Here is a 21403-nt window from a genome sequence, read left to right as displayed (position 1 = left end):
CGACGCGGCACGGCTCTCACCTCGACTGTGTCGACCGCAACACGCCCCAGACCACGAGCCGGTAGGTCGAGGTGTAGGCGGGCGTACAGGTCGTCAGCGTCAGATAGGCGGCGGGCGCGGTGAACCGGTAGGCGGGGTGCACGGTGCTGTGCGGGACGGCCGCCAGCACGGTGCCGTCGCCCGGGGTGGTCCGCGGCAGGATCCGCCGCACCACGTAGGTGTAGCGGGCGGCGGCGGTGTCGACGAGGACGGTGTCCCCCGGTCTCAGCAGGTCGAGGTGGCGGAACGGCTCGCCGTGGGTGTTGCGGTGCCCCGCCAGCGCGGCGTTGCCGGCCTCGCCGGGCTGCGCGGTGTGCCGGTAGTGCCCGACGTACCCCTTGTCGAGGACCGCGGACTTGCCGGTGCCCTCGGCCACGGGGGCGGTGACGCCGAGGCGCGGGATGCGCAGCACGGCGTACCCGAGGCCGGGCCCGGGCGCGGCCCCGGCGGCCCGGCGGGCGGCCGGACCGGGGGCCGGGGCCGGCCGGGTGCCGCCGTCGCCGGACGACGTACGGTCCCCGGCAGGCGTGCGGTCCCCGCGCGCGGGGGCCGGGCCGGGCGACGGCGTACCGGCCTGCCGCCACTGCCGCTCCAGCTGCGTCACCTCGTCCCGCGCCGCGTCCCGCGCCTGACGGTTCGTCCACCACAGCTGGTGCGCGACGAGCAGCAGCAGGACGGCGCCGGCCGTCACGGCCAGCTCCGCGCCCGTCCACAGCGCCCGCGCGCCGCGCGCGCGGCGGGGGCGCCGCCGCCCCTGCACGACTACCGGTATCCGCTCCCGCACGCGGGCACCGTAAGCCCTGCGGGCGCAGGTCACCAGAGGCCCGCGCCGGTCCCGGGTGGCCCGGCCCGGCGTCAGCCGCCCAACGCCCGGGAGACGGTGTAGATGGCGAGGCCGGCCAGCGCGCCGACGACCGTGCCGTTGATGCGGATGAACTGCAGGTCACGGCCGATGTGCGCCTCGATCTTCTTCGAGGTGTGCTCGGCGTCCCAGCCGGCGACGGTGTCGGTGATCAGGGCGGTGATCTCGCTCTGATACGTCGTCACCACATAGACGGCCGCGCCCTCCAGCCAGCGGTCCACCTTGCCCTGGAGCCGTTCCTCGTCGGCCAGCCGCCGGCCCAGCGACAGCAGCGCCGCCCGCACCCGCAGCCGCAGTTCGCTGCGCTCGTCCTCGGCGGCGGCCACGATCATCGCGCGGACCGCGTTCCAGGCCGAGGCGATCAGGTCCTGCACCTCGCCGCGGCCCAGCACCTCCGACTTCAGCCGCTCGACCCGGGCCCGGGTGTCCGGATCGCTCTGCAGGTCGACCGCGAAGTCCTTGAGGAAGCGGTCGACGGCGCCGCGCGCGGGATGCTCGGGCATGTCCCGCATCTCGGTGACGAAGCGCAGCAGCTCCTTGTAGACCCGGTCGCCGACCTTGCGGTCCACGAACCGCGGGGTCCAGCCGGGGGCGCCGCCGGAGACCGCCGCCATGACGGAGTCGCCGTGCTCGACCAGCCAGTCGTGGGCGCGGGCGACGACCAGGTCGACCACCCTCGTGTGGCCGCCCTCGGCGACCACCCGCTCCAGCAGCGTGCCGATACCGGGCGCGATCTCCTGGGCGTCCGCCCGGCGGGTGATCGCCTCGCCGACCACCGCCTGCACGTCGGAGTCGCGCAGCACGGTCAGTGCGCCGCGCAGCGCGGTGGACAGCTCGGCGGTCACCCGGTCGGCGTTCCTCGGCTCCGCCAGCCAGCCGCCGAGCCGCCGGCCGACGCCCACCGAGCGCAGCCGGAGCCGTACGACCTCGCCGGACAGGAAGTTCTCCCCGACGAAATCACCCAGGCTCTGTCCCAGTTGGTCCTTCTTCGTCGGGATGATGGCGGTGTGCGGGATCGGCAGCCCCATGGGCCGCTTGAACAGCGCGGTGACCGCGAACCAGTCGGCCAGCGCACCGACCATGCCGGCCTCCGCGGCCGCCGCCACGAACCCCGTCCAGCCGCCCGCGCCGGCGTTGCCGGCCCATTTCGCCAGGGCGTAGACCAGCGCGACCGCCAGCAGCAGGCCGGTGGCCAGCGTCTTCATCCGGCGCACGCCGCGCCGCCGCTCCTCGTCGGCCGCGCCGTACGTGAAGCCGCCGCCCGGTGCCGCCCGGCCCCGCGCGGCCGCCCCCGGGGACGCCGTGCCGCTCTCCGGTACCAGGTCCGCTCTCGTCCGTTCCATCCGCTCCACCGCTCCCACCGTGCCCCCCGTCAGCCGTACGGCCTATCCTGCTCCGCACGCCCGGCCACCGGGCCGGCCGTCACTCCCACTGTGACCTACTCCCGGAACGGACCACGAGTTCCCCGCGGGCCGGGCGTGGGCGCGCCGAACGGGGCGCCGGGCGGCTCCCCGGAGGTCCGTGGGATCATGAAGGAACCGATCGGACCGCAACGGTGCCGCTGATCATCCGCTGCCCTTGCCCGCCCGGAGCGCACCGCTCCGCTTCACCCAGGAGACTTCTCCCGCATGAAGAAAAGTGTGGGTTACGCCCTGCTCGCCGGTCTGGCGGCGGTGGTGGTGCTGATCTCGACCGCGATATTCGTCGGCTTCGGCGGCGAGGACGGCGGTCCCGGCAGCTCCCCGCACAAGCAGCGCGACCCCGCCGCACCGGCCGTCTCCGGGCAATGGGTCGGCACCTGGTCGGCGGCCGCGGCGGCGGCCGAGCCGGGCACCCTGGACGGCTACGCCGGCATGTCGATACGCAACGTGGTGCACACCAGCGTCGGCGGCCGCGGCGCCCGCATCCAGCTCTCCAACCTCTACGGCACCCGCCCGCTGGTGGTCAGCCACGCCACACTGGCGCTGGCCGCGGCCCCCAGCAACCCCACCGCCGCGCCCGGCACCATGCGCCGGCTGACCTTCGGCGGCAAGCCCGCGGTGACGATCCCGGCGGGCGGCGCGGTCACCAGCGACCCGGCCCGGCTGAAGGTCCCCGGCGACACCGACCTGCTGGTCACCACCTACTCCCCCTCGCCCTCCGGCCCCGCCACCTACCACCCGTACGCCCGGCAGACCTCCTACCTGGCGCGCGGCGACCGCGCCGAGGACGGCACCGGCGCCGCCTACACCGAGCAGAGCCCCTACTGGCGCTATCTGACCGGTGTGGACGTCTGGAGCACCGAGGCCCGCGGCTCGGTCGTCGCGATCGGCGACTCGATCACCGACGGCATCACCTCCACCGCCGGCGCCAACCACCGCTGGACGGACTTCCTCGCCGCGCGGCTGCGCGACGAACCCGGCGCGCCCCGCTACGGCGTCCTCAACCAGGGCATCAGCGGCAACCGCCTGCTGGTCAACGGCAGCCGCTTCTCCCCGAACAACGGCCCCAGCGTGCTCTCCCGCCTCGACCGCGACGCCCTCTCCCGCACCGGCGTGAAGGCGGTCGTCGTCGAGATCGGCCTGAACGACCTCTTCAAGTCACCGCGCCAGCTCGACCCGCAGAAGATCGTCGCGGGCATGCGGCTGATCGTCCGCGAGGCGCACGCCCGCGGCCTGCGGGTCACCGGCTCCACCCTTACGCCGTTCGGCGGACACCGCGGCTACTCCGCCCTGCTGAACTCGGTCCGCGAACGGGTCAACCACATCATCCGCTCCGGCAGCGTCTACGACGAGGTCGTCGACTTCGACAAGGCCCTGCGCGACCCCGCCGCCCCGTTCCGCCTGCGCCCCTCCTACGACTCCGGCGACCACCTCCACCCCAGCGACGAGGGATACCGCGCCATGGCCGCGGCCATCGACCTCGACCACCTCCGCCAGTCGGCCCCGGCGTCGCTGTAGCGCGAACGGCCGGCCGGCGTCGGGAGGCCCGACGGCCGGCTCGGGGCTCAGCCCAGTTCCTTGCGCTCCTCGCGGTCCAGGGACTTCTGGCGGCGCTGCTCCTCCTTGAGGCGGCGGCGTTCCGCCTTGGGGAGTTTGCGTTCCACGCCGACGCCGCCCATCAGCGCCAGCCCCCTGACGATCACCCGCGGCGCGCCGGGCTCCCCCGGTGTGCCGTCCTCGTGCGCGTCGAAGCCGCCCATGATGCCCAGTCCGCGGACGTCGACCTCGACGCCCGGCGGGACCACGACGTTCACCCCGCCCATGAACGCCCAGCAGGTCACGGTGACCTCGCGGGCGGCGAAGTTCGCCTCGCGCAGGTCGATCTCGCCGCCGCCCATGAAGCAGACCGCCGTGAAGCGCCGGCCGATCGTCCACCGGCCCTTGCGCTGGAAACCGCCCAGGATGCCGACCCCCGCCGACGAGCCCGCCACCCCGCTGACGATCCGCTCCGACCAGGCCGTCACCGCACCGGTGTCCTTGCGCAGCGACAGCCCCGAGGACACCACCGGCGCCGCCGCACCGGTCGGCAGATCGGCGGTGAGCGGCTCCAACTCCCCGTACGTGCGCGCCCGGTAGGCCGCGTCGAGGCGCTCCTCGAACTCCTCCATCACCAGCCGCCCCTCCGCGAGGGCGTCCCGCAGGATCTCGGCGACCCGCTCGCGGTCGGCGTCGGAGGCCCGCAACTCAGGGAGTTCTTCAGTCATACGGACAGACTAAGACCGGGTCCCCTCCGGTGAGGGCCGGTCAGCCGGGCCACGGCACCGGCGGCACCCGCGGGCTCAGCGTGCCGGCGGCCCGTGCGCGCCCGCGTAGAGCCGGGCGATCACCTCCTCGATGTCCGGCTCGCGCAGCGACAGGTCCACCAGCGGATAGCGTTCGGCGACCGCGGTGACCAGCGGCGCCGCGCTCCGCCCGGCGGGGAAGGCCAGCCACTGGCGGGGGCCCTCGACCCGGACCGTGCGGGCGCCGGGCACCTCCAGCGGCGGCAGCTCCCGCTCCAGGTCCACCACCAGCGTCCGCTCCCCCTCACCGGCCGCCCGCAACCCGTCGAGTCCGCCGTCGTACACCAGGCGCCCGTGGTCGATGACCATCACCCGGCGGCACAGCTGCTCGATGTCGGTCAGGTCGTGCGTGGTCAGCAGGACCGTGGTGCCGCGTTCGGCGTTCACCTCGCGCAGGAACTGCCGGACCTTCGCCTTGCTGACGACGTCGAGCCCGATGGTCGGCTCGTCCAGATACAGCACCTCCGGGTCGTGCAGCAGCGCCGCCGCGATGTCGCCGCGCATCCGCTGCCCGAGGGACAGCTGCCGTACGGGGACGGCCAGCAGCGGCGCCAGGTCCAGCAGTTCCACGCAGCGGTCGAGGTTGGCGCGGTAGACCGCGTCGGGGACCCGGTACATCCGCCGCACCAGCTCGTAGGAGTCCTGCAGCGGCAGGTCCCACCACAGCGTGGTGCGCTGGCCGAAGACCACCCCGATCCGGCGGGCCAGGCGGGTGCGTTCCCGCGCCGGATCGATGCCGGCGACCCGCAGCCGGCCGCCGCTGGGCGTGAGGATGCCGGTCAGCATCTTGACGGTGGTGGACTTCCCCGCGCCGTTCGGCCCGATGTAGCCGACCATCTCGCCGCGCGGCACCCGGAAGGTGAGGCCGTCCACCGCCCGCACCTCCCGGCGGACCCGACGCAGCCGGCCCGCCCTGCGCCGTACCGAGAACACCTTCTCGACGCCGTCCACCTCGATCAGCGGCTCCGCCGCCACGCCGTCACCGGGCACCGTCCCGCCTCCTGCCGTCTCCGTACGCATCCGCCCTCTCCCGTCCTCTCCCACCGTGCCGTCAGCTTCCGGTGCTGCGGTAGGCCCGCAGGCCGCGGCGCCAGGCCAGCGCGGCACCCGCGCACATCAGCACCGCCACCCCCGGCCCCAGGAAGTCCGCCCACCCCGGCAGCCCCAGAGGATCGTCACGCCCCAACAGGCGCAGCGCGGGCAGCCAGTTGACGAAGGCCAGCGGCACCAGGAAGGTCACCCCGCGCACCAGGTCCTTGGCGAACACCGTCGGCGGGTACTGGAGCAGCGCGTTGCCGCCGTACGTGAAGGAGTTCTGCACCTCGGCCGCGTCCTGGGCCCAGAACTGGAACGCGGCGCCCGTGGTGAACACCGCCCCGAAGATGGCGGCACCGCACAGGACCATCAGCGGCACCATCAGCACCCGCCCGGCCGTCCACTCCACGTCCAGCCGCGACACCGACCAGCCCAGCACCAGCAGCGCCTGGGTGATCCGGCCCAGCCGGCGCAGCGCGAACCGGTCCGCCGCGACCTGCGCGAAGACCGGCGCCGGGCGCAGCAGCAACACGTCGAGGGTGCCGTCCCGCACCCGCCGCCCCAGCCGCTCCATGCTGCCCAGCAGCAGATCCGCCAGCCCCAGCGCGACACCGGACGTGCCGTACAGGAAGGCCACTTCGGGCAGCGAGAACCCGCCGAGGGCGTCGATCTGCGAGAACATCAGCATGATCGCGACGAAGTCCAGCGCGCAGGCGGCGAAGTTGCCGACCGTCATCATGACGAACGACGCGCGGTAGGCGAGCGTCGAGCGCACCCACATCCGCACGATCAGCCCGTACGCGGACATCCCCTGGGCCAGCCGGCCCGCCCCGGACGACCAACCGCCCCCGGCGGGCGTCTCCCTAGCCACCCTGCACCACCACCTTCCGGGTCGCCGCCGACTGCACCAGCCGCCCCAGGGCCAGCAGCGCCGCGGCCCACGCCGCCTGGAACACCAGCCCCCGCAGCAGCCCGTCCCCGCCGCGCGCCCCCACCAGCACATCCGCCGGCACCTGAAGGATCGCCGCCCACGGCAGCAGCTGGGCGACCTCGCCGAAACCGCCGGGGAACACCCGCAGCGGCAGCACCATCCCCGAGAAGAACATGCAGGCCAGGCCGCTGATCAGGGACAGTCCCGAGCCGTCGAGCAGCCAGAACGACGCCAGCGCCACCAGATAGCGCAGCGCGAAACTGACCACCACCCCCAGCAGCACCGACACCAGGAACCAGCCCCAGGTCGCCGCGTCCCCGGGCAGCGCCAGCGGGAAGACCAGCGCGCCCACCGCCAGCGGCACCACCCCGCGGGCGATCAGCTGCAGCGCCGCCCGCCCCAGGTCCGCGGCCAGCCACCACACCTGCAGGTCCGCGGGCCGGTAGAGGTCCACTGCGACGTCGCCGCTACGGATCCGCTCCTCCAGCTCGTCCAGACCACCGCCGCCCATCAGCGCCGACGCCGCCAGCAGTGCCTGCGCGATCCACACGAAGGCCAGCGCCTGCGCCCGGTCGTAGCCGCCCAGATGCGGCCGCTCCGCCCACAGCGCGAGGTAGGCGTAGGCGACGATGAAGCCGAAGACCGTGTTGGTGAACACGCCGGCCGCCGTGGCCACCCGATAAGTCGCGTACCGCCGGAAGCTCCCGGCCGCCACCGCCACGCACCACACGCGCGTTCCCCCGGCCCTGTTCCGTCCGACAGCGAAGCTCCGGAGCCTAGGACCCCGGAGTCGTGGGCACCATCGATTTATCACCGCTTCGGGTGAGTCCTGGGCGCCATTCAGCCGGTCAGGTGGCGGGCCCAGGTGCGCGCCACCCCCGCTGACCGGGGCGCATGATGCGAAAGTTCCCCAACGGGAAACAGTTGCTTTTCCGGCGTACGGCACGAACTCCCGCACACGACACCAATCCCCCGCCGGGGTACAACCATCGGCGACGGCCGAGGAGTCCATACAGACATGAGCGGACCACGCACAGGCTGGCGCCGGGCCCTGCCCAGCTGGCGCACGATGCTCGGCACCGTGCTGCTGTTCCTGCTGCTCGTCATCGGCGCGCTGATCGCCGGGTACCTCCTCGTCGACATCCCGCCGGCCAACAGCGCCGCCAAGGCCCAGAGCAACGTCTACCTCTACTCCGACGGCACCGAACTCGCCCGCGACGGCGAGGTCAACCGGCAGAACGTGCGGCTCAGCCAGATCCCCAAAACCGTCCAGCAGGCCGTGCTCGCCGCCGAGGACCGCGACTTCTACTCGGAGTCCGCCGTCGACCCCGCCGCCATGCTCCGCGCCGCCTGGAACACCGTCACCGGCAAGGGCAAGCAGTCCGGTTCCACCATCACCCAGCAGTACGTGAAGAACTACTACCTCGCCCAGGAGCAGACCCTCACCCGCAAGACCAAGGAGTTCTTCATCGCCATCAAGCTGGACCGCGAGGTCAGCAAGGACAACATCCTGCTGGGCTACCTCAACTCCAGCTACTACGGCCGCAACGCCTACGGCATCCAGGCCGCCGCCCAGGCGTACTACGGCCGCGACTCCGAGCAGCTGACCACCGCTCAGGGCGCCTACCTCGCCACCCTCCTCAACGCGCCCAGCGCCTACGACCTCACCGCCCACCCCGGGAACCGGCCGCGGGTGACGGCCCGCTGGAACTACGTCCTCGACGGCATGGTCAAACAGAAGTGGCTCAGCCCCGCCGAACGGGCCGCGATGCGCTTCCCCGCACCCCGCCCCGCCAAGACCTCCCCCGGCCTCACCGGCCAACGCGGCTACCTCGTCGAAGCCGTCAAGGACTACCTCACCGACCACCGGATCCTCGGCGAGGCCACCCTGCGGGCCGGCGGCTACCGCATCACCACCACCCTCAGCAGACGCCGCCAGAACGCCTTCGTCGCCGCGGTCAACACCCACCTGATGGACCGGCTCGACGACTCCCGCCCCGCCGACCGCAACGTCCGCGCCGGCGGCGCCTCCATCGACCCCCGCAACGGCCGGGTCGTCGCCCTCTACGGCGGCATCGACTTCGCCAAGCAGTACGTCAACAGCGCCACCCGCACCGACTACCAGGTCGGCTCCACCTTCAAGCCGATCGTCTTCGCCTCCGCCGTCCAGAACCGCGCCACCACCCAGGACGGCACCCCCATCACCCCCAACACCGTCTACGACGGCACCAACAAACGCATGACGGTCAGCGACGGCCACGCCACCGGCTTCGCCCCCGCCAACGAGGACGACCGCTCCTACGGCCCGATCACCGTCACCGAGGCCACCGACAAATCCGTCAACGCCGTCTACGCCCAGATGGGCATCGACGTCGGCCCCGACAAGGTCAAGGACACCGCCGTCGACCTGGGCATCCCCGCCGACACCCCCGGCCTCGCCGCCTCCCACGGCGCGATCGCGCTGGGCACCGCCACCCCCAGCGTCCTGGACATGACGCAGGTCTACGCCACCCTCGCCCAGCACGGCAGCCGACGGCCCTACACCCTCGTCGACAAGGTCACCCGCAGCGACGAGGAGATCGAACTGCCCGACCGCGAACGCATCGACGCCCTCCCCCGTGAGGCCGCCGACACCACCACCGCGATGCTCCGCAGCGTCGTCGAGGGCGGCACCGGCACCGCCGCCCAGGGCGCCGGACGGCCGGCGGCCGGCAAGACCGGCACCGCGGAGGAGGACAAGGCCGCGTGGTTCGCGGGCTACACACCCGACCTCGCCACCGTCGTCGCCGTACTCGGCCAGAACCCCGACACCGCCGCCCAGGAGCCCCTCTACGGCGCGGCCGGCCTGGCCCGCGTCAACGGCGGCGACTTCCCCGCCGAGATCTGGGCCGACTACACCGCCGCCGCCCTCCGCGGACGCCCCGTCCGCGACTTCGACCTGCACCTGGCCGACGGCGCCGAACCCTCACCGTCCGAGGAACCCTCCGACAGCGCCTCCCCGTCGCCGAGCGACTCGGACTCCCCCACCACCGGCCCCTCCGGCACCCCGACGACACCCGCGCCGACCACCGGCGCCCCCACCCCGCCGGCCACCCTGCCGCCCTCCCCCACCTTCCCGACGCCCACCCCGCCGACCACCCAACCCACCCAGGACTGGCCCACCGTGGGCCCCGGCGACGACTTCGAGCGGCGGCTGCGCTCACGCTGGTGGACGGCGATGGCCCGGCAATGACCCGCCGCGGGCGGCGTCAGTGGCCCGACGTCGCCTTCAGACCGACGACCGCCACCAGCAGCAGACAGATGAAGAACATCCGGGCCGCCGTCGCCGGCTCACCCAGCACCACCATCCCCACCACCGCGGCCCCCGCCGCGCCGATACCGACCCACACCCCGTAGGCCGTGCCGATCGGCAGAGTCCTCGCCGCGTACGAGAGCAACAGCATGCTGACGACGATCCCCGCGCCGGTGAACACACTCGGCCACAACCGGGTGAAGCCCTCGGTGAACTTCATCCCCACCGACCAGCCCACCTCCAGCAGACCGGCGACCACGAGCAGCACCCACGCCATGACGGCACCTCCACGAAAGAGCTCCACGAGCTTCAACAGGGGTGCGTCGTCTTGTCCTGACCCGGTACGGCGCGTCTCGTCGGGTTCCTCCCGAGGCTAGCAAAACGCAAAGAGGCGGGCGGTGACCCGTGTCACCGCCCGCCACCGGCACCGGACCCACAGATCCGGGCCCACAGATCAGGACCTACAGATCCGGACCTACAGATACAGCCCCGTCGCGTCCTCCGCGCCCTCCAGCCGCTCCGCGGCCACCGCGTGCAGGTCCCGCTCACGCATCAGCACGTACGCCACCCCGCGCACCTCGACCTCCGCCCGGTCCTCCGGGTCGTACAGCACCCGGTCCCCCACCTCGACGGTCCGCACGTTCTGCCCCACGGCGACCACCTCGGCCCAGGCCAGGCGCCGGCCCACCGCCGCGGTCGCGGGAATGACGATGCCCCCGGACGAGCGCCGCTCGCCCTCCGGAATGTCCGTCCGGACCAGCACGCGGTCGTGCAGCATCCGGATCGGCAGCTTGTCGTGGGTGTCCTTGGTGTTATTCGGGCTCACGGCATGACCGTACCTGCAAGCCGGGGCACACCACGCACCACGGGCCCGGCCGCGCGCCCGCGACGGAGCGCACAGCCGCGTCCCGCGCGCCCGCCATCAGCCACGCCGCCTGACACGCAGCGTCAGCAGACCGACCACGGCCACACCGACCAACGCGACCGGAACGATCCGTTCCAGCCGCGGCGTGCCGTCCTCCGACACCAACTGCGCCCGCACGTCCGACACCGCACGGTTGGCGGCCACATAGGCCCGCCCCGCCGTACGGTCGACCGCGGCCGCCGCCTTCGCCTTCGCCTCATCCATGATCGTCTTCGGGTGCAGCCGCACACCGATCTCGTCGAGCGTGACGGCGAGCTCCTGCCGCCTGAAGGCGATGTCCGCCTCGATCTGCGCCGGGGTCCTGGCCTCCGCCACCGCGCTGCCTCCGTCGTCTCGCGCCATTCGTGATGGACAGTCTGTCAGCTCATGCCCCCGCGCGCCCCACAGCACCCCCGTTTCGCGCACCCGCGGCGCCCCGCGGGCCCCGCCTGTCGGTCCCCCTCGCTAATGTCGGAGGCGTACGGACCGACCAAAGGAGAGTCATGAGCGAGCGACTGCAGCCCGGCGACACCGCCCCCGCCTTCACCCTGCCCGACGCGGACGGCAAGCAGGTCTCGCTCGCCGACCACCAGGGCCGCAAGGTCATCGTCTACTTCTACCCGGCCGCCCTCACCCCCGGCTGCACCAAGCAGGCGTGCGACTTCACCGACAACCTCGACTTCCTCGCCGGCCACGGCTACGACGTCATCGGCATCTCCCCCGACAAGCCGGAGAAGCTCGCCAAGTTCCGCGAGAAGGAAGACCTCAAGGTCACCCTCCTCGGCGACCCCGACAAGCAGGTCCTCGAAAGCTACGGCGCCTTCGGCGAGAAGAAGCTCTACGGCAAGACCGTCACCGGCGTCATCCGCTCCACCGTCGTCATCGACGAGGACGGCAAGGTCGAGCGCGCCCTGTACAACGTCAAGGCCACCGGCCACGTCGCCAAGATCATCAAGGACCTGGGGCTGTAACCGCCGGCTCCACCACCGCACGGTCCGGCAACTCCAGCACGGCCTCGGCGCCGCCCCCCACGGCGGCGCCGAAGTCCAGCCGCGCCCCCAGGACCTCCGCCTGGCCCGCCGCGATCGTCAGCCCCAGACCGTGCCCCGTGCCCCGCTCCGGCGCCGCCGTACGGAACCGCCGCGGACCCTCCGCACACAACTCCGCCGGATACCCCGGACCGTGATCACGCACCACGATCCGCGACCCGGCCACCACCACCTCGATCGGCGGCCGGCCGTGCTTCGCCGCGTTCGCCAGCAGATTCACCAGCACCCGCTCCACCCGGCGCCGGTCCGTCTCCACGATCCGCGGCTCCCCCTCGACCGCCACCGACACCTCGTCCACCCCGCGCTGCCGCGCCGCCCGCTTCACGATCCCGCGCACCAGCGACGGCAGCTCACAGGCATCCACATCCGCCCGCTCCACCCCCGCGTCCAGCCGCGACACCTCCAGCAGGTCCTCCACCAGCCGCCGCATCGCCTGCGCCCGGTCCCGCACCATCTCCACCGCCCGCGGCTGCGGCAACAACTCCGCCGCCGCCACCAGACCCGCCACCGGCGTCCGCAGCTCGTGCGCCACATCAGCGGTGAACTCCCGCTCGGCCTCCACCCGCGCCGCCAACGACGTCGCCATGTGATGCACGCTCCGGCCCAGCTCGGCCACCTCGTCCCGGCCCCGGCTCGCCAACGCGTCCGCGTCCGGCGGCGCACCCGCCGCGATCCGCCGCGCCGCCGCCGCACTCAACCGCAGCCGCCGCGACAACCGCTGCGCCACGAACCACGACACCACCGCCATCAGCGCCACCGTCCCGCACCCGGCGATCAGCAACGCACGGTCCAACGCCAGCTGCGCCGGATCGTCGTCCGGATACGCCGCCGACACCGACAACGACCGCGCCGGCGCACTCCCGTCCCCGTCACCGACCCCCGTCGCCGCCCACACCCGCGGGTCCTCACCGCCGCTGACATACGTCCCCGACCGGTTCTTGAACACCGCGTCCCGCAACGGCGACGGCAACGTCGCGTCATCCAGCTGCGCACCCAGCGCCAGCGTCCCGTCCCGCTCGTAGATCTGCAGCGCCGAACTCAGACGGTCGTCCTGATACGCGCGCGCCGAACGCTCCCGCTCCGCGTCCGCTATGTGGTGCACGGCAAAACCGAGCACCACCACCGCCAGCGCCGTCATACATGAAATGGCCAGGGCGATCCGGCCTCGAATGCCCATCACGCGAGGTTGTACATCTCCGTCGTGTCCCCGAGCGGCGTCGACCCCTCGTACGTCACCTCAAGCCCCGTGAACGCCATCCCGCCGTCCACCGGCTTCGGCCCGTAGAGCCGGAACGTCGCCGGAAACCCGGACTCCGTCCCCACCCCGGCAGCCGTCTTCTCCACCTGCACCACACCCACCCCGAGCGCGTCCCGCGCCCCGTACTTCTTCCACGTGATCGCGGTCGCCACCATCCCCGCGTCCGCGCAGGTCAACGTGATCACCTGCGGCTTGATCTCCGGCTCACCGATCCCGCAGTCCCGCACCCCCGGCAGCCCCCCCGGCTGCTTGGCGTCCTCCTTCACGTCCTGCACCGCCGCCGTCTTCGGCGCCGCGTCCACCGCCGACGCGCGGTCCGACGCCTGGCTGAACCACACCCCGCCGGCCGCCAGCGCCGTCACCACGACGAAGGCCACCAGCGCGGTACGGCCCCGGACCCAGCGGGACCCTTCGCGGTCGGTCATCACGATCTCCTCCCGGGGACCACGGCCCCGTACCCCCACCAGCAAACACGACTGCCGCGCCCGGCGCTGCCACTCTCCCGTCCCCGCCACACAGGCTGATTGCCCGAATACTGCGAGGACCGCGCGGCTGTGTACCAGTCCTGTAACAAGCCCTGCCGCACCCCTGGCGCGCCGCGCCCGCCGCACCCCGTACGGCGCACCCACACGTGACGTACCTCGGGAGATTCGGCGAGATTGGTTTGACTCGCGCGCGACCGCGCAGGCGTACAGGTCGAACCCCATGCGCAGCCCGCGCCGACCAATCGAGAGGACGCCCCGTGCCGAACGGCAGCTCCGACGCCGACCTCGCTCCTGAACAGGACCGAGAAGCACACAAGCGCCACCGGGTGCTCTTCCGTGCCGTCGCCCGGCGCAAGAACCCCAAACTGCGCCGCACCGACATCACCGTCACCGACGAGCGCGTCGTCAAACGCGCCGTGAAGGCCGCGGCCCTCGGCAACGCCATGGAATGGTTCGACTTCGGCATCTACAGCTATCTCGCGGTCACCATCGGCAAGGTCTTCTTCCCCGGCGGCAGCGACACCACCAGCCTGCTGTCCTCCTTCGCCACCTTCGCCGTGGCCTTCCTCGTACGCCCCCTCGGCGGCGCCTACTTCGGCCCCCTCGGCGACCGCATCGGCCGCAAGAAGGTCCTCGCCCTCACCATGATCATGATGGCGGTCGGCACCTTCTGCATCGGCCTGATCCCCTCCTACGCCGCCATCGGCTTCGGCGCCCCCGTCCTCCTCATCGTCTTCCGCGTGATCCAGGGCTTCTCCACCGGCGGCGAATACGGCGGCGCCTCCACCTTCATCGCCGAATACGCCCCCGACAAGAAGCGCGGCTACTTCGGCAGCTTCCTGGAGATGGGCACCCTCATCGGCTACACCGGCGCCGCCGGCATCGTGCTGCTCCTCAACACCGTGCTCGGCGACGAGACCATGCTCACCTGGGGCTGGCGCCTGCCCTTCCTGATCGCCGGTCCGCTCGGCCTGGTCGGCCTCTACCTGCGGATCAAGCTCGACGAGACCCCCGCGTTCCAGAAGTTCGAGGCCGCCCGGACCCACAACGCCGCGGGCTCCGTCGTCGAGGCGGAAGCGGAGTTCTCCCACCTCTCGGAAAACGCCCCGAAGAAGAAGCTCGGCGAGATCTTCGCCCAGCAGTGGCCCACCCTCATCCTCTGCATCGCCCTGGTCGGCGCCTACAACATCACCGACTACATGCTGCTGTCGTACATGCCGACGTACCTCACGGACGCCCTCCACTACGAGGAGTCCCACGGCCTGCTGATCCTCCTGGCCACCATGGTCGTCCTGATGTTCGTGATCAGCACCGTCGGCAAACTCAACGACCGCTACGGCCGCAAGCCCCTGCTGATGACCGGCATGCTCGGCTTCTTCCTCTTCGCCATCCCCGCGTTCCTCCTGGTCAAGCAGGGCTCCCTGGTCGCCGTCTGCGCCGGTATGGCCCTCCTCGGCCTCTCCCTGGTCTGCCTCCTGGGCACCATGTCGGCCGCGCTCCCCGCCCTCTTCCCCACCAGCGTCCGCTACGGCTCCCTCTCCATCGGCTACAACCTGGCCGTCTCCCTCTTCGGCGGCACCACCCCCCTGGTGATCACCGCCCTGATGGACGCCTTCGACAAGAACGTGATGGTCCCCGCCTACTACACGATGGGCGCCGCCCTCGTCGGCGTCATCGCCGTCGCCTGCATGAAGGAGACCGCCCAGCAGCCCCTGGAAGGCTCCCCGCCCTCCGTGGCCACCAAGGAAGAAGCCGTGGAACTCATCACCGCCCAGACCCAGGAACCCCGCTTCTGACCCACCCCGCGCACCAGAGGCCCCGGACCCCCTTCCCCGGGGCCTCTTCCCTTTCCACCTCCTCACGCCGCTTCCACCTCCTCACGCCGCGTAACCGGCCCGGCGTTCGATCGTTGTTTCGTTCGAGAGGTGAGAAGCGCGCAGGGGTGGGCCCGGCGCGCGGGACGAGGGGGAAGCATGCCGGTCACCTACACCCGCGAAAGCCTCGCGGCGGCCGCACGCACAGCGTCGTCGTACGACGACGTCCTGCGGTGGCACGGCAAGACGCCGACACCGGGACGCAGGCGATATCTGCGCGCCAGACTGGCGGAAGCGGGCGTCGACACCTCGCACTTCGCTCGCCCCGGCGTACGCCACACCGAGGCCCGCCTCCGCGCGATCGTCGCCCGCTCCCACAGCGTCGCCGAGGTCGTACGCCACCTCGGCATCAGCCCCGTCGGCGGCAACCAGGCCCACATCGGCCGCCGCATCGCCGAACTGGGCCTGGACACCACCCACTTCACCGCAGGCCCCCGCCGACGCACCAAGACCGCCACGCGGCTCCGCTTGCAGCTGGACTCGCCGGCGAACGGCCGCATCGGAGGAGCGCGCCTCCGCAAGGAATTACTGCGGCAGGGAGTTCCGGAGCGCTGCGCGAACTGCCGGACGGGACCGCGGTGGAACGGCAAACCACTGCGCCTGGAAGTCGACCACGTCAACGGCGACTGGTGGGACAACCGGCCGGAGAACCTGCGACTCCTGTGTCCCAACTGCCACGCGGTGACCGACACTTACCGCGGTCGCAAGCCGCGGCGGAAGTGAGGCGCCGACCATGCCCCGGCGCACCTCCTGGCCCCGCCTCCTGCTCGTCCGTACCGCAGCCGCCTCCACCAGCCTGGTCGACATGCTGCGCCGGCTGGACGCCCCCATGGGCAGCGGCGCACACCGGTACCTCCGGGACCGGCTGAAGCACTACGACATCAGCACCGCGCATTTCGTCGACGAGCCCCTCCCCCGCCGCCCGCCCCGTGCGTACACGGAGGCACTGCTGCGAGAAGCTGCCACGCACTCCCACAGCATCCGGGAGATGCTGGAGTACATCGGGGTGCCGCCGTACGACAGCGCCTACGGTCACCTCCGCAGGAGACTCGACCAATTCGGCATCGACACCTCGCACTTCACCCGCCGCAGGCAGGGCTCCCTGCTGCTCCCGCGCGAAGAACTCGCGCCTGCCGTGGCCTCCTCACGCAGCATCGCCGACGTCCTGCGGCGTCTCGCGCGGACGGACAACGGCACGTCCCGCAGGGCCGTGAAGCGCAGCGTCGAAGCGCACGGCCTGTCGACCGCGCACTTCACCGGCCAGGGGCACGGGCGGGGCGTTCCCTCCCCGGCCCGCAGACCGGCCGATGACATCCTGCGGCAACGCGCGCCCGGTTCCCACCGGGAGAGGACAGCGCTGCTGCGTCGTGCCCTCAACGAGAAGGGTGTGCCTCGACGGTGTGCCGCGTGCGGCGTCGGGGACGTCTGGCTGGGGCGTCGCCTCGTCCTGGAGATCGACCACATCAACGGTGACCGGTTGGACAACCGCCTGAAGAACCTGCGTTACCTGTGCCCCTCCTGCCACAGTCAGACCAGGACCTTCTCCCGGGCATCGGCACACCTGACCATCCCTCCGCAGCCGCGCGGCCGGGCACAGTAAAGTAAGCGCCGCGGGCCCGTACCCCAGCTGGCCTAGAGGGCGCCGGTTTAGGTCCGGTGTGTCGTGGGTTCGAGTCCCACCGGGCCCACCCGCACGTACGGCCTCCCCGTCCTTGGACAGGGAGGCCGTTTCCGTGCCTGGGGACAGCCGACCGGCTCAGCCGATCAACTCCCGCACCACCGGCACCAACGCGCGGAACGCCTTGCCGCGGTGGCTGATGGCGTTCTTCTCCGCGGGCGTCAGTTCGGCGCAGGTGCGGGTCTCGCCGAGGGGCTGGAGGACGGGGTCGTAGCCGAAACCGCCGGTGCCCGTGGGGGTGCGGCGGAGGGTGCCCTCCAGGGTGCCCTCGACGACGCGCTCGGTGCCGTCGGGGAGGGCGAGGGCCGCGGCGCAGGCGAAGTGGGCGGCGCGGTGTTCGTCGGCGATGTCGGAGAGCTGGGCCAGGAGCAGATCGAGGTTGGCCCGGTCGTCGCCGTGGGTGCCGGCCCAGCGGGCGGAGAAGATGCCGGGCGCCCCGCCGAGGACGTCGACGCAGAGGCCGGAGTCGTCGGCGACGGCGGGGTGGCCGGTGGCCCGGGCGAGTGCGTGCGCCTTGAGGAGGGCGTTCTCCGCGAAGGTGACGCCGGTTTCCTTGACGTCGGGGACGTCGGGGTAGGCGTCGGCGCCGACGAGTTCGACGTCGAGGCCGGCCGCTTCCAGGATGGCGTGGAGTTCGCCGATCTTGCCGGCGTTACGGGTGGCGAGGATGAGGCGGCGGGGGCTCGCGGGTCGGCCGCCGGTGTGTGACTGCATGGGACCTGATTATCCCGGTCAGCCGGGGGTGCAGATCTTGGTCATCTCGCCGGCGCCGTCGACGATCGGCTGGATGTCGGGGGCCTTGTTGTTCTCGATGGCCTTGCGGGCGTCCTTGATGCCCTTGTTCGCCTTGTCGACGGCCTTGGACAGTTCGGGGTCGCTCGCCTCGTCGCTGAGCTTCCGCAGGTTGCTGTCGATGTTGTCGAGGGCCTGCTGGGTCTTCTTGGGGTCGATGAGGGCGTTGTCGGCGGCCTGCTGGAGCTTGTCGGCGGCGTTGACGACGGAGGTGGCGGTCTTGGCGCAGTCCACGGCCTTCTGGACCGCTCCGCAGCCGGAGAGCACCGGTATCGCGAGGGTCGCGGCGGCTAAGGCGGCGAGCGCGGGGGCCGCGGTGCGGCGGGTGCGGGGCGTGCGGGGGGCCATGGGCCGGTTCCTTCCTTCGGGTCATGCTCGGGCAAAGGAAGAAACGCGGGGTGGGGGTGTTTGGTTGCCCGGGGGCGGCGGCCGTGGGCGGGGTTCGGCCGGCTGTCAGACGAGGCCGGTCTGGGTGAGCAGCATGGCGAGCACGACGACGAGGGTCCAGCCGGCGAGGTGTTCCAGGAGGGTGGAGTCGTCCTTGGGGCCGCCGGTGCGGGTGCCGGTGCGGGCGCGGGCGGCGGTGGCTGTCGTGGGCATGGGTCCACGGTGCCGCGTGCCGGGGCGGCTTTTCCAGAGGCGGACGCCGCATGAGAAAAGGGTCACAAGGGGCACAGGGGGAGGTTCGGCGGGCGCCCGGCACGACCGCCGCCCCGCCGGACCTCCCCCTTGTGCCCCGTGGCGGGTGCGGGGTGTTCAGAGGGTGCGGGCGAGGGCCGCGCGCTGGGCGGCGTCGAGGTCGGCGCAGCCGGCGACGGCGAGGTCGAGGAGGGAGTTGAGTTCGTCGCGGGCGAAGGGCTCGGCCTCGGCGGTGCCCTGGACCTCGACGAAGCGGCCGTCGCCGGTGCAGACGACGTTCATGTCGGTTTCGGCGCGGACGTCTTCCTCGTAGCAGAGGTCGAGGAGGGGGGTGCCGTCGACGATGCCGACGCTGACGGCGGAGACGGTGCCGGTGAGGGGCTGGCGGCCGTGGCGGATGAGCTTCTTGTCCTTGGCCCAGGTGAGGGCGTCGGCGAGGGCGACGTAGGCGCCGGTGATGGCGGCGGTGCGGGTGCCGCCGTCGGCCTGGAGGACGTCGCAGTCGAGGACGACGGTGTTCTCGCCGAGGGCCTTGTAGTCGATGACGGCGCGCAGCGAGCGGCCGATGAGGCGGCTGATTTCGTGGGTGCGGCCGCCGATCTTGCCGCGTACGGATTCGCGGTCGCCGCGGGTGTTGGTGGAGCGGGGCAGCATCGAGTACTCGGCGGTGACCCAGCCTTCGCCGGTGCCCTTGCGCCAGCGGGGGACGCCTTCGGTGACGGAGGCGGTGCAGAAGACTTTGGTGTCGCCGAAGGAGATGAGGACGGAGCCTTCGGCGTGCTTGCTCCAGCCGCGTTCGATGGTGACCGGGCGGAGCTGTTCGGGGGTGCGGCCGTCGATGCGAGACATGGCGTAGACCCTATCGGCAACGGTGAAGGCCCTTCTCCGGGCGGTCGGTCGTCCGGAGAAGGGCCTTCGGCTGGGGGCCTGAGCGGCAGCGGCCGGGGCCGGCTCGGGGGCTCAGGTTCTCACATCATGTCTTCGATCTCGGCGGCGATGGGGTCGGCGTCGGTGCCGATGACGACCTGGATCGCGGTGCCCATCTTGACGACGCCGTGGGCGCCGGCGGCCTTGAGGGCGGCCTCGTCGACCAGGGAGGCGTCGTTGACTTCGGTGCGGAGGCGGGTGATGCAGCCCTCGACCTCTTCGATGTTGTCGAGTCCGCCGAGCCCGGCGACGATCTTCTCAGCCTTGGTGGCCATGTCCACTCCTGCTTGTCTCGGCCGCCGGCCGTTCAGCCGAGCGGATTTCACACCGTAACGCACGTTCAGCCCAACTATGTGGGCGTTTGTCCGCTTCCTGACGAAGGATGGCGATCACCAGATGGCGATCACCGCGGCGCGCGCCGGACGGCCGGGAGGGGTGCCCGGAGCCCGCCGAGTGGTCTACACCACCAGTATGCGGCACGCCTCGGACCGGCCGTCGACGGGCCGACTGCCGAAAGGACGCAGATGAGTTCGGACGCAGCGGCGGCACCGCGCGGGAGCTGGGCGTCCTCCCTCTTCCAGGGCCTGCAGAAGATGGGGCGCAGTCTGCAGCTGCCGATTGCCGTTCTGCCCGCCGCGGGCATCCTCAACCGTCTGGGCCAGCCGGATGTGTTCGGCGCGCAGGGGCTGGGCTGGGACGCGGTGGGGAAGGTGTTCGCGGCGGCGGGCGGGGCGCTGCTGGATTCCGGGCTGGGGCTGCCGCTGCTGTTCTGCGTCGGTGTGGCGATCGGGATGGCGAAGAAGGCGGACGGGTCGACGGCGCTGGCCGCGGTGGCCGGCTTCCTGGTCTATTTCTCGGTGCTGCACGCCTTTCCGTCCGGCTGCGCCGCGGGGCAGACGTATACGCAGGCGGGGCTGTGGAGCGGGGTCTGCGTGAATGCGAAGGCGACGGTCACGCAGGCCGCGTACCAGAATCCGGGGGTTTTCGGCGGCATCGTGATGGGTTTTCTCTCGGCCTGGCTCTGGCAGCGTTTTCACCGGGTGAAGCTGGTGGACTGGCTGGGTTTCTTCAACGGCCGCCGACTGGTCCCGATCATCATGGCGTTCGTCGGGCTGGTCTTCGCGGTGCTGTGCCTGTTCGTCTGGCAGCCGATCGGTGCGGCGCTGACGAGTTTCAGCGAGTGGCTCTCGGCGCTGGGTTCCTGGGGTGCGGGGATTTTCGGGGTGGCGAACCGTGCACTGCTGGTGGTGGGCCTGCACCAGTTCCTGAACACGTTCGTCTGGTTCCAGTTCGGGAGTTTCACCAAACCGGACGGCACGGTCGTGCACGGCGACATCAACCGGTTCCTGGCGGGTGATCCGCACGCCGGGCAGTTCACCACGGGCTTCTTCCCGATCATGATGTTCGCGCTGCCGGCGGCGGCCCTGGCGATCGCGCACTGCGCGCGGCCACACCGCCGCAAGGAGATCGCGGGCATGATGCTGTCGGTCGGGCTGACCTCGTTCGTGACGGGGGTGACCGAGCCGATCGAGTACTCGTTCCTGTTCGTCGCCCCGTTGCTGTACGTGATCCACGCGGTGCTGACGGGTGTGTCGATGGCGGTGAGCTGGGCGCTGGGGGTGCACGACAGCTTCAGCTTCTCGGCGGGCTTGATCGACTACGTCATCAACTGGGGGCTGGCGACCAAGCCGTGGCTGATCATTCCGCTGGGCCTGGGTTTCGCGGCGGTCTATTACGCGGTCTTCCGTTTCGCGATCACGGTGTTCGATCTGCAGACGCCGGGGCGTGAGCCGGACGAGGTGGGGGACGCGATGGAGCGGGAGAACGTGAAGTAGCGGCCCCGACCTGGGCTTCGGTACGGGCTGTCACGGCCCG

The 21403-nt window shown here is 71.8% G+C and carries 23 protein-coding genes, 1 tRNA gene and 1 riboswitch; of the genes, 8 read left to right on the top strand and 16 right to left on the bottom strand.

The features are described 5' to 3' along the window. Window positions 1-16: 16 nt before the first annotated feature. Together SL103_RS04900 and SL103_RS04895 are read right to left on the bottom strand one after the other, a co-directional pair. Window positions 17-823 carry a class E sortase gene (locus SL103_RS04900; protein WP_164492751.1) on the bottom strand — a complete coding sequence of 269 codons (807 nt, stop codon included), beginning with the start codon at window positions 821-823 and terminating at the stop codon, window positions 17-19. 71 nt (window positions 824-894) lie between these two features. Next, window positions 895-2244: a DUF445 domain-containing protein gene (locus tag SL103_RS04895; RefSeq protein ID WP_069567539.1), complete on the bottom strand. Its 1350-nt coding sequence runs from the start codon at window positions 2242-2244 to the stop codon at window positions 895-897. Window positions 2245-2529: 285 nt separating this feature from the next. Here SL103_RS04895 and SL103_RS04890 point away from each other — a divergent pair, with 285 nt between their 5' ends. Next, entirely contained in the window at window positions 2530-3840 is a 1311-nt protein-coding gene (locus SL103_RS04890; protein WP_069567538.1) for an SGNH/GDSL hydrolase family protein, read from the top strand. A gap of 47 nt (window positions 3841-3887) precedes the next feature. On the opposite strand, the gene SL103_RS04885 is transcribed toward SL103_RS04890, so the two are convergent. The 4 genes from SL103_RS04885 to SL103_RS04870 form a co-directional block, all read right to left on the bottom strand. Then, window positions 3888-4586: a DUF1707 SHOCT-like domain-containing protein gene (locus tag SL103_RS04885; protein ID WP_069567537.1), complete on the bottom strand. Its 699-nt coding sequence runs from the start codon at window positions 4584-4586 to the stop codon at window positions 3888-3890. Between the two features lie 75 nt (window positions 4587-4661). Continuing rightward, a complete protein-coding gene (locus SL103_RS04880; protein ID WP_069567536.1) occupies window positions 4662-5684 on the bottom strand; it encodes an ABC transporter ATP-binding protein in 1023 nt (340 codons plus the stop codon). Window positions 5685-5715: 31 nt separating this feature from the next. Beyond that, window positions 5716-6507 carry an ABC transporter permease gene (locus SL103_RS04875; RefSeq protein ID WP_079145568.1) on the bottom strand — a complete coding sequence of 264 codons (792 nt, stop codon included), beginning with the start codon at window positions 6505-6507 and terminating at the stop codon, window positions 5716-5718. A gap of 55 nt (window positions 6508-6562) precedes the next feature. After that, on the bottom strand, window positions 6563-7360 hold the full coding sequence (locus tag SL103_RS04870; RefSeq protein WP_069567534.1) for an ABC transporter permease: 798 nt from the start codon (window positions 7358-7360) through the stop codon (window positions 6563-6565). 288 nt (window positions 7361-7648) lie between these two features. Between SL103_RS04870 and SL103_RS04865 the strand changes: the two genes are divergently transcribed. Further along, window positions 7649-9862: a transglycosylase domain-containing protein gene (locus SL103_RS04865; RefSeq protein ID WP_069567533.1), complete on the top strand. Its 2214-nt coding sequence runs from the start codon at window positions 7649-7651 to the stop codon at window positions 9860-9862. 16 nt (window positions 9863-9878) lie between these two features. On the opposite strand, the gene SL103_RS04860 is transcribed toward SL103_RS04865, so the two are convergent. The 3 genes from SL103_RS04860 to SL103_RS04850 form a co-directional block, all read right to left on the bottom strand. Continuing rightward, window positions 9879-10199 carry a DMT family transporter gene (locus SL103_RS04860; RefSeq protein ID WP_069567532.1) on the bottom strand — a complete coding sequence of 107 codons (321 nt, stop codon included), beginning with the start codon at window positions 10197-10199 and terminating at the stop codon, window positions 9879-9881. A 40-nt stretch (window positions 10200-10239) separates the two neighbouring features. Beyond that, window positions 10240-10300, bottom strand: a riboswitch (guanidine-III (ykkC-III) riboswitch). Window positions 10301-10397: 97 nt separating this feature from the next. Beyond that, a complete protein-coding gene (locus SL103_RS04855) occupies window positions 10398-10700 on the bottom strand; it encodes a GroES family chaperonin (RefSeq protein WP_048828920.1) in 303 nt (100 codons plus the stop codon). Window positions 10701-10844: 144 nt separating this feature from the next. Further along, window positions 10845-11162, bottom strand: coding sequence for a DUF3618 domain-containing protein (locus SL103_RS04850; RefSeq protein WP_069567531.1), 318 nt, complete (start codon window positions 11160-11162; stop codon window positions 10845-10847). A gap of 167 nt (window positions 11163-11329) precedes the next feature. Between SL103_RS04850 and bcp the strand changes: the two genes are divergently transcribed. Further along, window positions 11330-11797 carry a thioredoxin-dependent thiol peroxidase gene (bcp, locus tag SL103_RS04845; protein WP_069567530.1) on the top strand — a complete coding sequence of 156 codons (468 nt, stop codon included), beginning with the start codon at window positions 11330-11332 and terminating at the stop codon, window positions 11795-11797. Here bcp and SL103_RS04840 read toward each other — a convergent pair. Next, window positions 11778-13052 carry a sensor histidine kinase gene (locus SL103_RS04840; RefSeq protein ID WP_069573415.1) on the bottom strand — a complete coding sequence of 425 codons (1275 nt, stop codon included), beginning with the start codon at window positions 13050-13052 and terminating at the stop codon, window positions 11778-11780. The genes bcp and SL103_RS04840 overlap by 20 nt on opposite strands. Beyond that, window positions 13052-13558 (bottom strand): hypothetical protein, encoded by a 507-nt coding sequence (locus SL103_RS04835; RefSeq protein ID WP_069567529.1) that lies wholly within the window; start codon window positions 13556-13558, stop codon window positions 13052-13054. The genes SL103_RS04840 and SL103_RS04835 overlap by 1 nt, the downstream gene beginning before the upstream one ends. 317 nt (window positions 13559-13875) lie before the next feature. Here SL103_RS04835 and SL103_RS04830 point away from each other — a divergent pair, with 317 nt between their 5' ends. From SL103_RS04830 to SL103_RS04815, 4 genes are all read left to right on the top strand, one after another. Beyond that, entirely contained in the window at window positions 13876-15414 is a 1539-nt protein-coding gene (locus SL103_RS04830) for an MFS transporter (protein WP_069567528.1), read from the top strand. A gap of 177 nt (window positions 15415-15591) precedes the next feature. Further along, on the top strand, window positions 15592-16215 hold the full coding sequence (locus tag SL103_RS04825) for an HNH endonuclease (protein ID WP_069567527.1): 624 nt from the start codon (window positions 15592-15594) through the stop codon (window positions 16213-16215). 10 nt (window positions 16216-16225) lie between these two features. Next, window positions 16226-17092: an HNH endonuclease gene (locus tag SL103_RS04820; RefSeq protein WP_069567526.1), complete on the top strand. Its 867-nt coding sequence runs from the start codon at window positions 16226-16228 to the stop codon at window positions 17090-17092. Between the two features lie 12 nt (window positions 17093-17104). Further along, window positions 17105-17180 (top strand) — tRNA-Leu (locus SL103_RS04815). A gap of 68 nt (window positions 17181-17248) precedes the next feature. Here the strand turns inward: SL103_RS04815 and rdgB are convergent. The 5 genes from rdgB to SL103_RS04795 all read right to left on the bottom strand — a co-directional run bounded on the left by rdgB (window position 17249) and on the right by SL103_RS04795 (window position 19803). Then, window positions 17249-17884: an RdgB/HAM1 family non-canonical purine NTP pyrophosphatase gene (gene rdgB / locus SL103_RS04810; RefSeq protein ID WP_069567525.1), complete on the bottom strand. Its 636-nt coding sequence runs from the start codon at window positions 17882-17884 to the stop codon at window positions 17249-17251. Window positions 17885-17902: 18 nt separating this feature from the next. Then, window positions 17903-18310 carry a hypothetical protein gene (locus SL103_RS04805; RefSeq protein ID WP_033268418.1) on the bottom strand — a complete coding sequence of 136 codons (408 nt, stop codon included), beginning with the start codon at window positions 18308-18310 and terminating at the stop codon, window positions 17903-17905. A 105-nt stretch (window positions 18311-18415) separates the two neighbouring features. Then, window positions 18416-18562, bottom strand: coding sequence for an SCO1431 family membrane protein (locus SL103_RS37125; protein ID WP_104531144.1), 147 nt, complete (start codon window positions 18560-18562; stop codon window positions 18416-18418). A gap of 156 nt (window positions 18563-18718) precedes the next feature. Next, window positions 18719-19450, bottom strand: coding sequence for a ribonuclease PH (gene rph, locus SL103_RS04800; protein ID WP_069567524.1), 732 nt, complete (start codon window positions 19448-19450; stop codon window positions 18719-18721). A 119-nt stretch (window positions 19451-19569) separates the two neighbouring features. After that, window positions 19570-19803 carry a glucose PTS transporter subunit EIIB gene (locus SL103_RS04795; protein ID WP_016577396.1) on the bottom strand — a complete coding sequence of 78 codons (234 nt, stop codon included), beginning with the start codon at window positions 19801-19803 and terminating at the stop codon, window positions 19570-19572. A gap of 249 nt (window positions 19804-20052) precedes the next feature. On the opposite strand from SL103_RS04795, the gene SL103_RS04790 reads away from it, so the two are divergent. After that, complete coding sequence (locus tag SL103_RS04790; protein WP_069567523.1) at window positions 20053-21363, top strand: PTS transporter subunit EIIC; 1311 nt, start codon at window positions 20053-20055, stop codon at window positions 21361-21363. The last annotated feature ends 40 nt before the right edge of the window (window positions 21364-21403 follow it).

This window comes from Streptomyces lydicus, assembly GCF_001729485.1.
GTDB classification, from domain to species: domain Bacteria; phylum Actinomycetota; class Actinomycetes; order Streptomycetales; family Streptomycetaceae; genus Streptomyces; species Streptomyces lydicus_D.
Note: the sequence above shows the minus strand (reverse complement) of the source record. Positions and strands in the feature narration are given on the sequence as shown.

Excerpts from the sequence above, each read along its gene's own strand:
- SL103_RS04895 (WP_069567539.1), bottom strand. The coding sequence starts at position 2,244 with ATGGAACGGACGAGAGCGGACCTGGTACCGGAGAGCGGCACGGCGTCC.
- SL103_RS04890 (WP_069567538.1), top strand. The coding sequence starts at position 2,530 with ATGAAGAAAAGTGTGGGTTACGCCCTGCTCGCCGGTCTGGCGGCGGTG.
- SL103_RS04885 (WP_069567537.1), bottom strand. The coding sequence starts at position 4,586 with ATGACTGAAGAACTCCCTGAGTTGCGGGCCTCCGACGCCGACCGCGAG.
- SL103_RS04880 (WP_069567536.1), bottom strand. The coding sequence starts at position 5,684 with ATGCGTACGGAGACGGCAGGAGGCGGGACGGTGCCCGGTGACGGCGTG.
- SL103_RS04875 (WP_079145568.1), bottom strand. The coding sequence starts at position 6,507 with ATGTCCGCGTACGGGCTGATCGTGCGGATGTGGGTGCGCTCGACGCTC.
- SL103_RS04865 (WP_069567533.1), top strand. The coding sequence starts at position 7,649 with ATGAGCGGACCACGCACAGGCTGGCGCCGGGCCCTGCCCAGCTGGCGC.
- SL103_RS04860 (WP_069567532.1), bottom strand. The coding sequence starts at position 10,199 with ATGGCGTGGGTGCTGCTCGTGGTCGCCGGTCTGCTGGAGGTGGGCTGG.
- SL103_RS04855 (WP_048828920.1), bottom strand. The coding sequence starts at position 10,700 with ATGCTGCACGACCGCGTGCTGGTCCGGACGGACATTCCGGAGGGCGAG.
- bcp (WP_069567530.1), top strand. The coding sequence starts at position 11,330 with ATGAGCGAGCGACTGCAGCCCGGCGACACCGCCCCCGCCTTCACCCTG.
- SL103_RS04840 (WP_069573415.1), bottom strand. The coding sequence starts at position 13,052 with ATGGGCATTCGAGGCCGGATCGCCCTGGCCATTTCATGTATGACGGCG.
- SL103_RS04835 (WP_069567529.1), bottom strand. The coding sequence starts at position 13,558 with ATGACCGACCGCGAAGGGTCCCGCTGGGTCCGGGGCCGTACCGCGCTG.
- SL103_RS04825 (WP_069567527.1), top strand. The coding sequence starts at position 15,592 with ATGCCGGTCACCTACACCCGCGAAAGCCTCGCGGCGGCCGCACGCACA.
- SL103_RS04820 (WP_069567526.1), top strand. The coding sequence starts at position 16,226 with ATGCCCCGGCGCACCTCCTGGCCCCGCCTCCTGCTCGTCCGTACCGCA.
- rdgB (WP_069567525.1), bottom strand. The coding sequence starts at position 17,884 with ATGCAGTCACACACCGGCGGCCGACCCGCGAGCCCCCGCCGCCTCATC.
- SL103_RS04805 (WP_033268418.1), bottom strand. The coding sequence starts at position 18,310 with ATGGCCCCCCGCACGCCCCGCACCCGCCGCACCGCGGCCCCCGCGCTC.
- SL103_RS37125 (WP_104531144.1), bottom strand. The coding sequence starts at position 18,562 with ATGCCCACGACAGCCACCGCCGCCCGCGCCCGCACCGGCACCCGCACC.
- rph (WP_069567524.1), bottom strand. The coding sequence starts at position 19,450 with ATGTCTCGCATCGACGGCCGCACCCCCGAACAGCTCCGCCCGGTCACC.
- SL103_RS04795 (WP_016577396.1), bottom strand. The coding sequence starts at position 19,803 with ATGGCCACCAAGGCTGAGAAGATCGTCGCCGGGCTCGGCGGACTCGAC.
- SL103_RS04790 (WP_069567523.1), top strand. The coding sequence starts at position 20,053 with ATGAGTTCGGACGCAGCGGCGGCACCGCGCGGGAGCTGGGCGTCCTCC.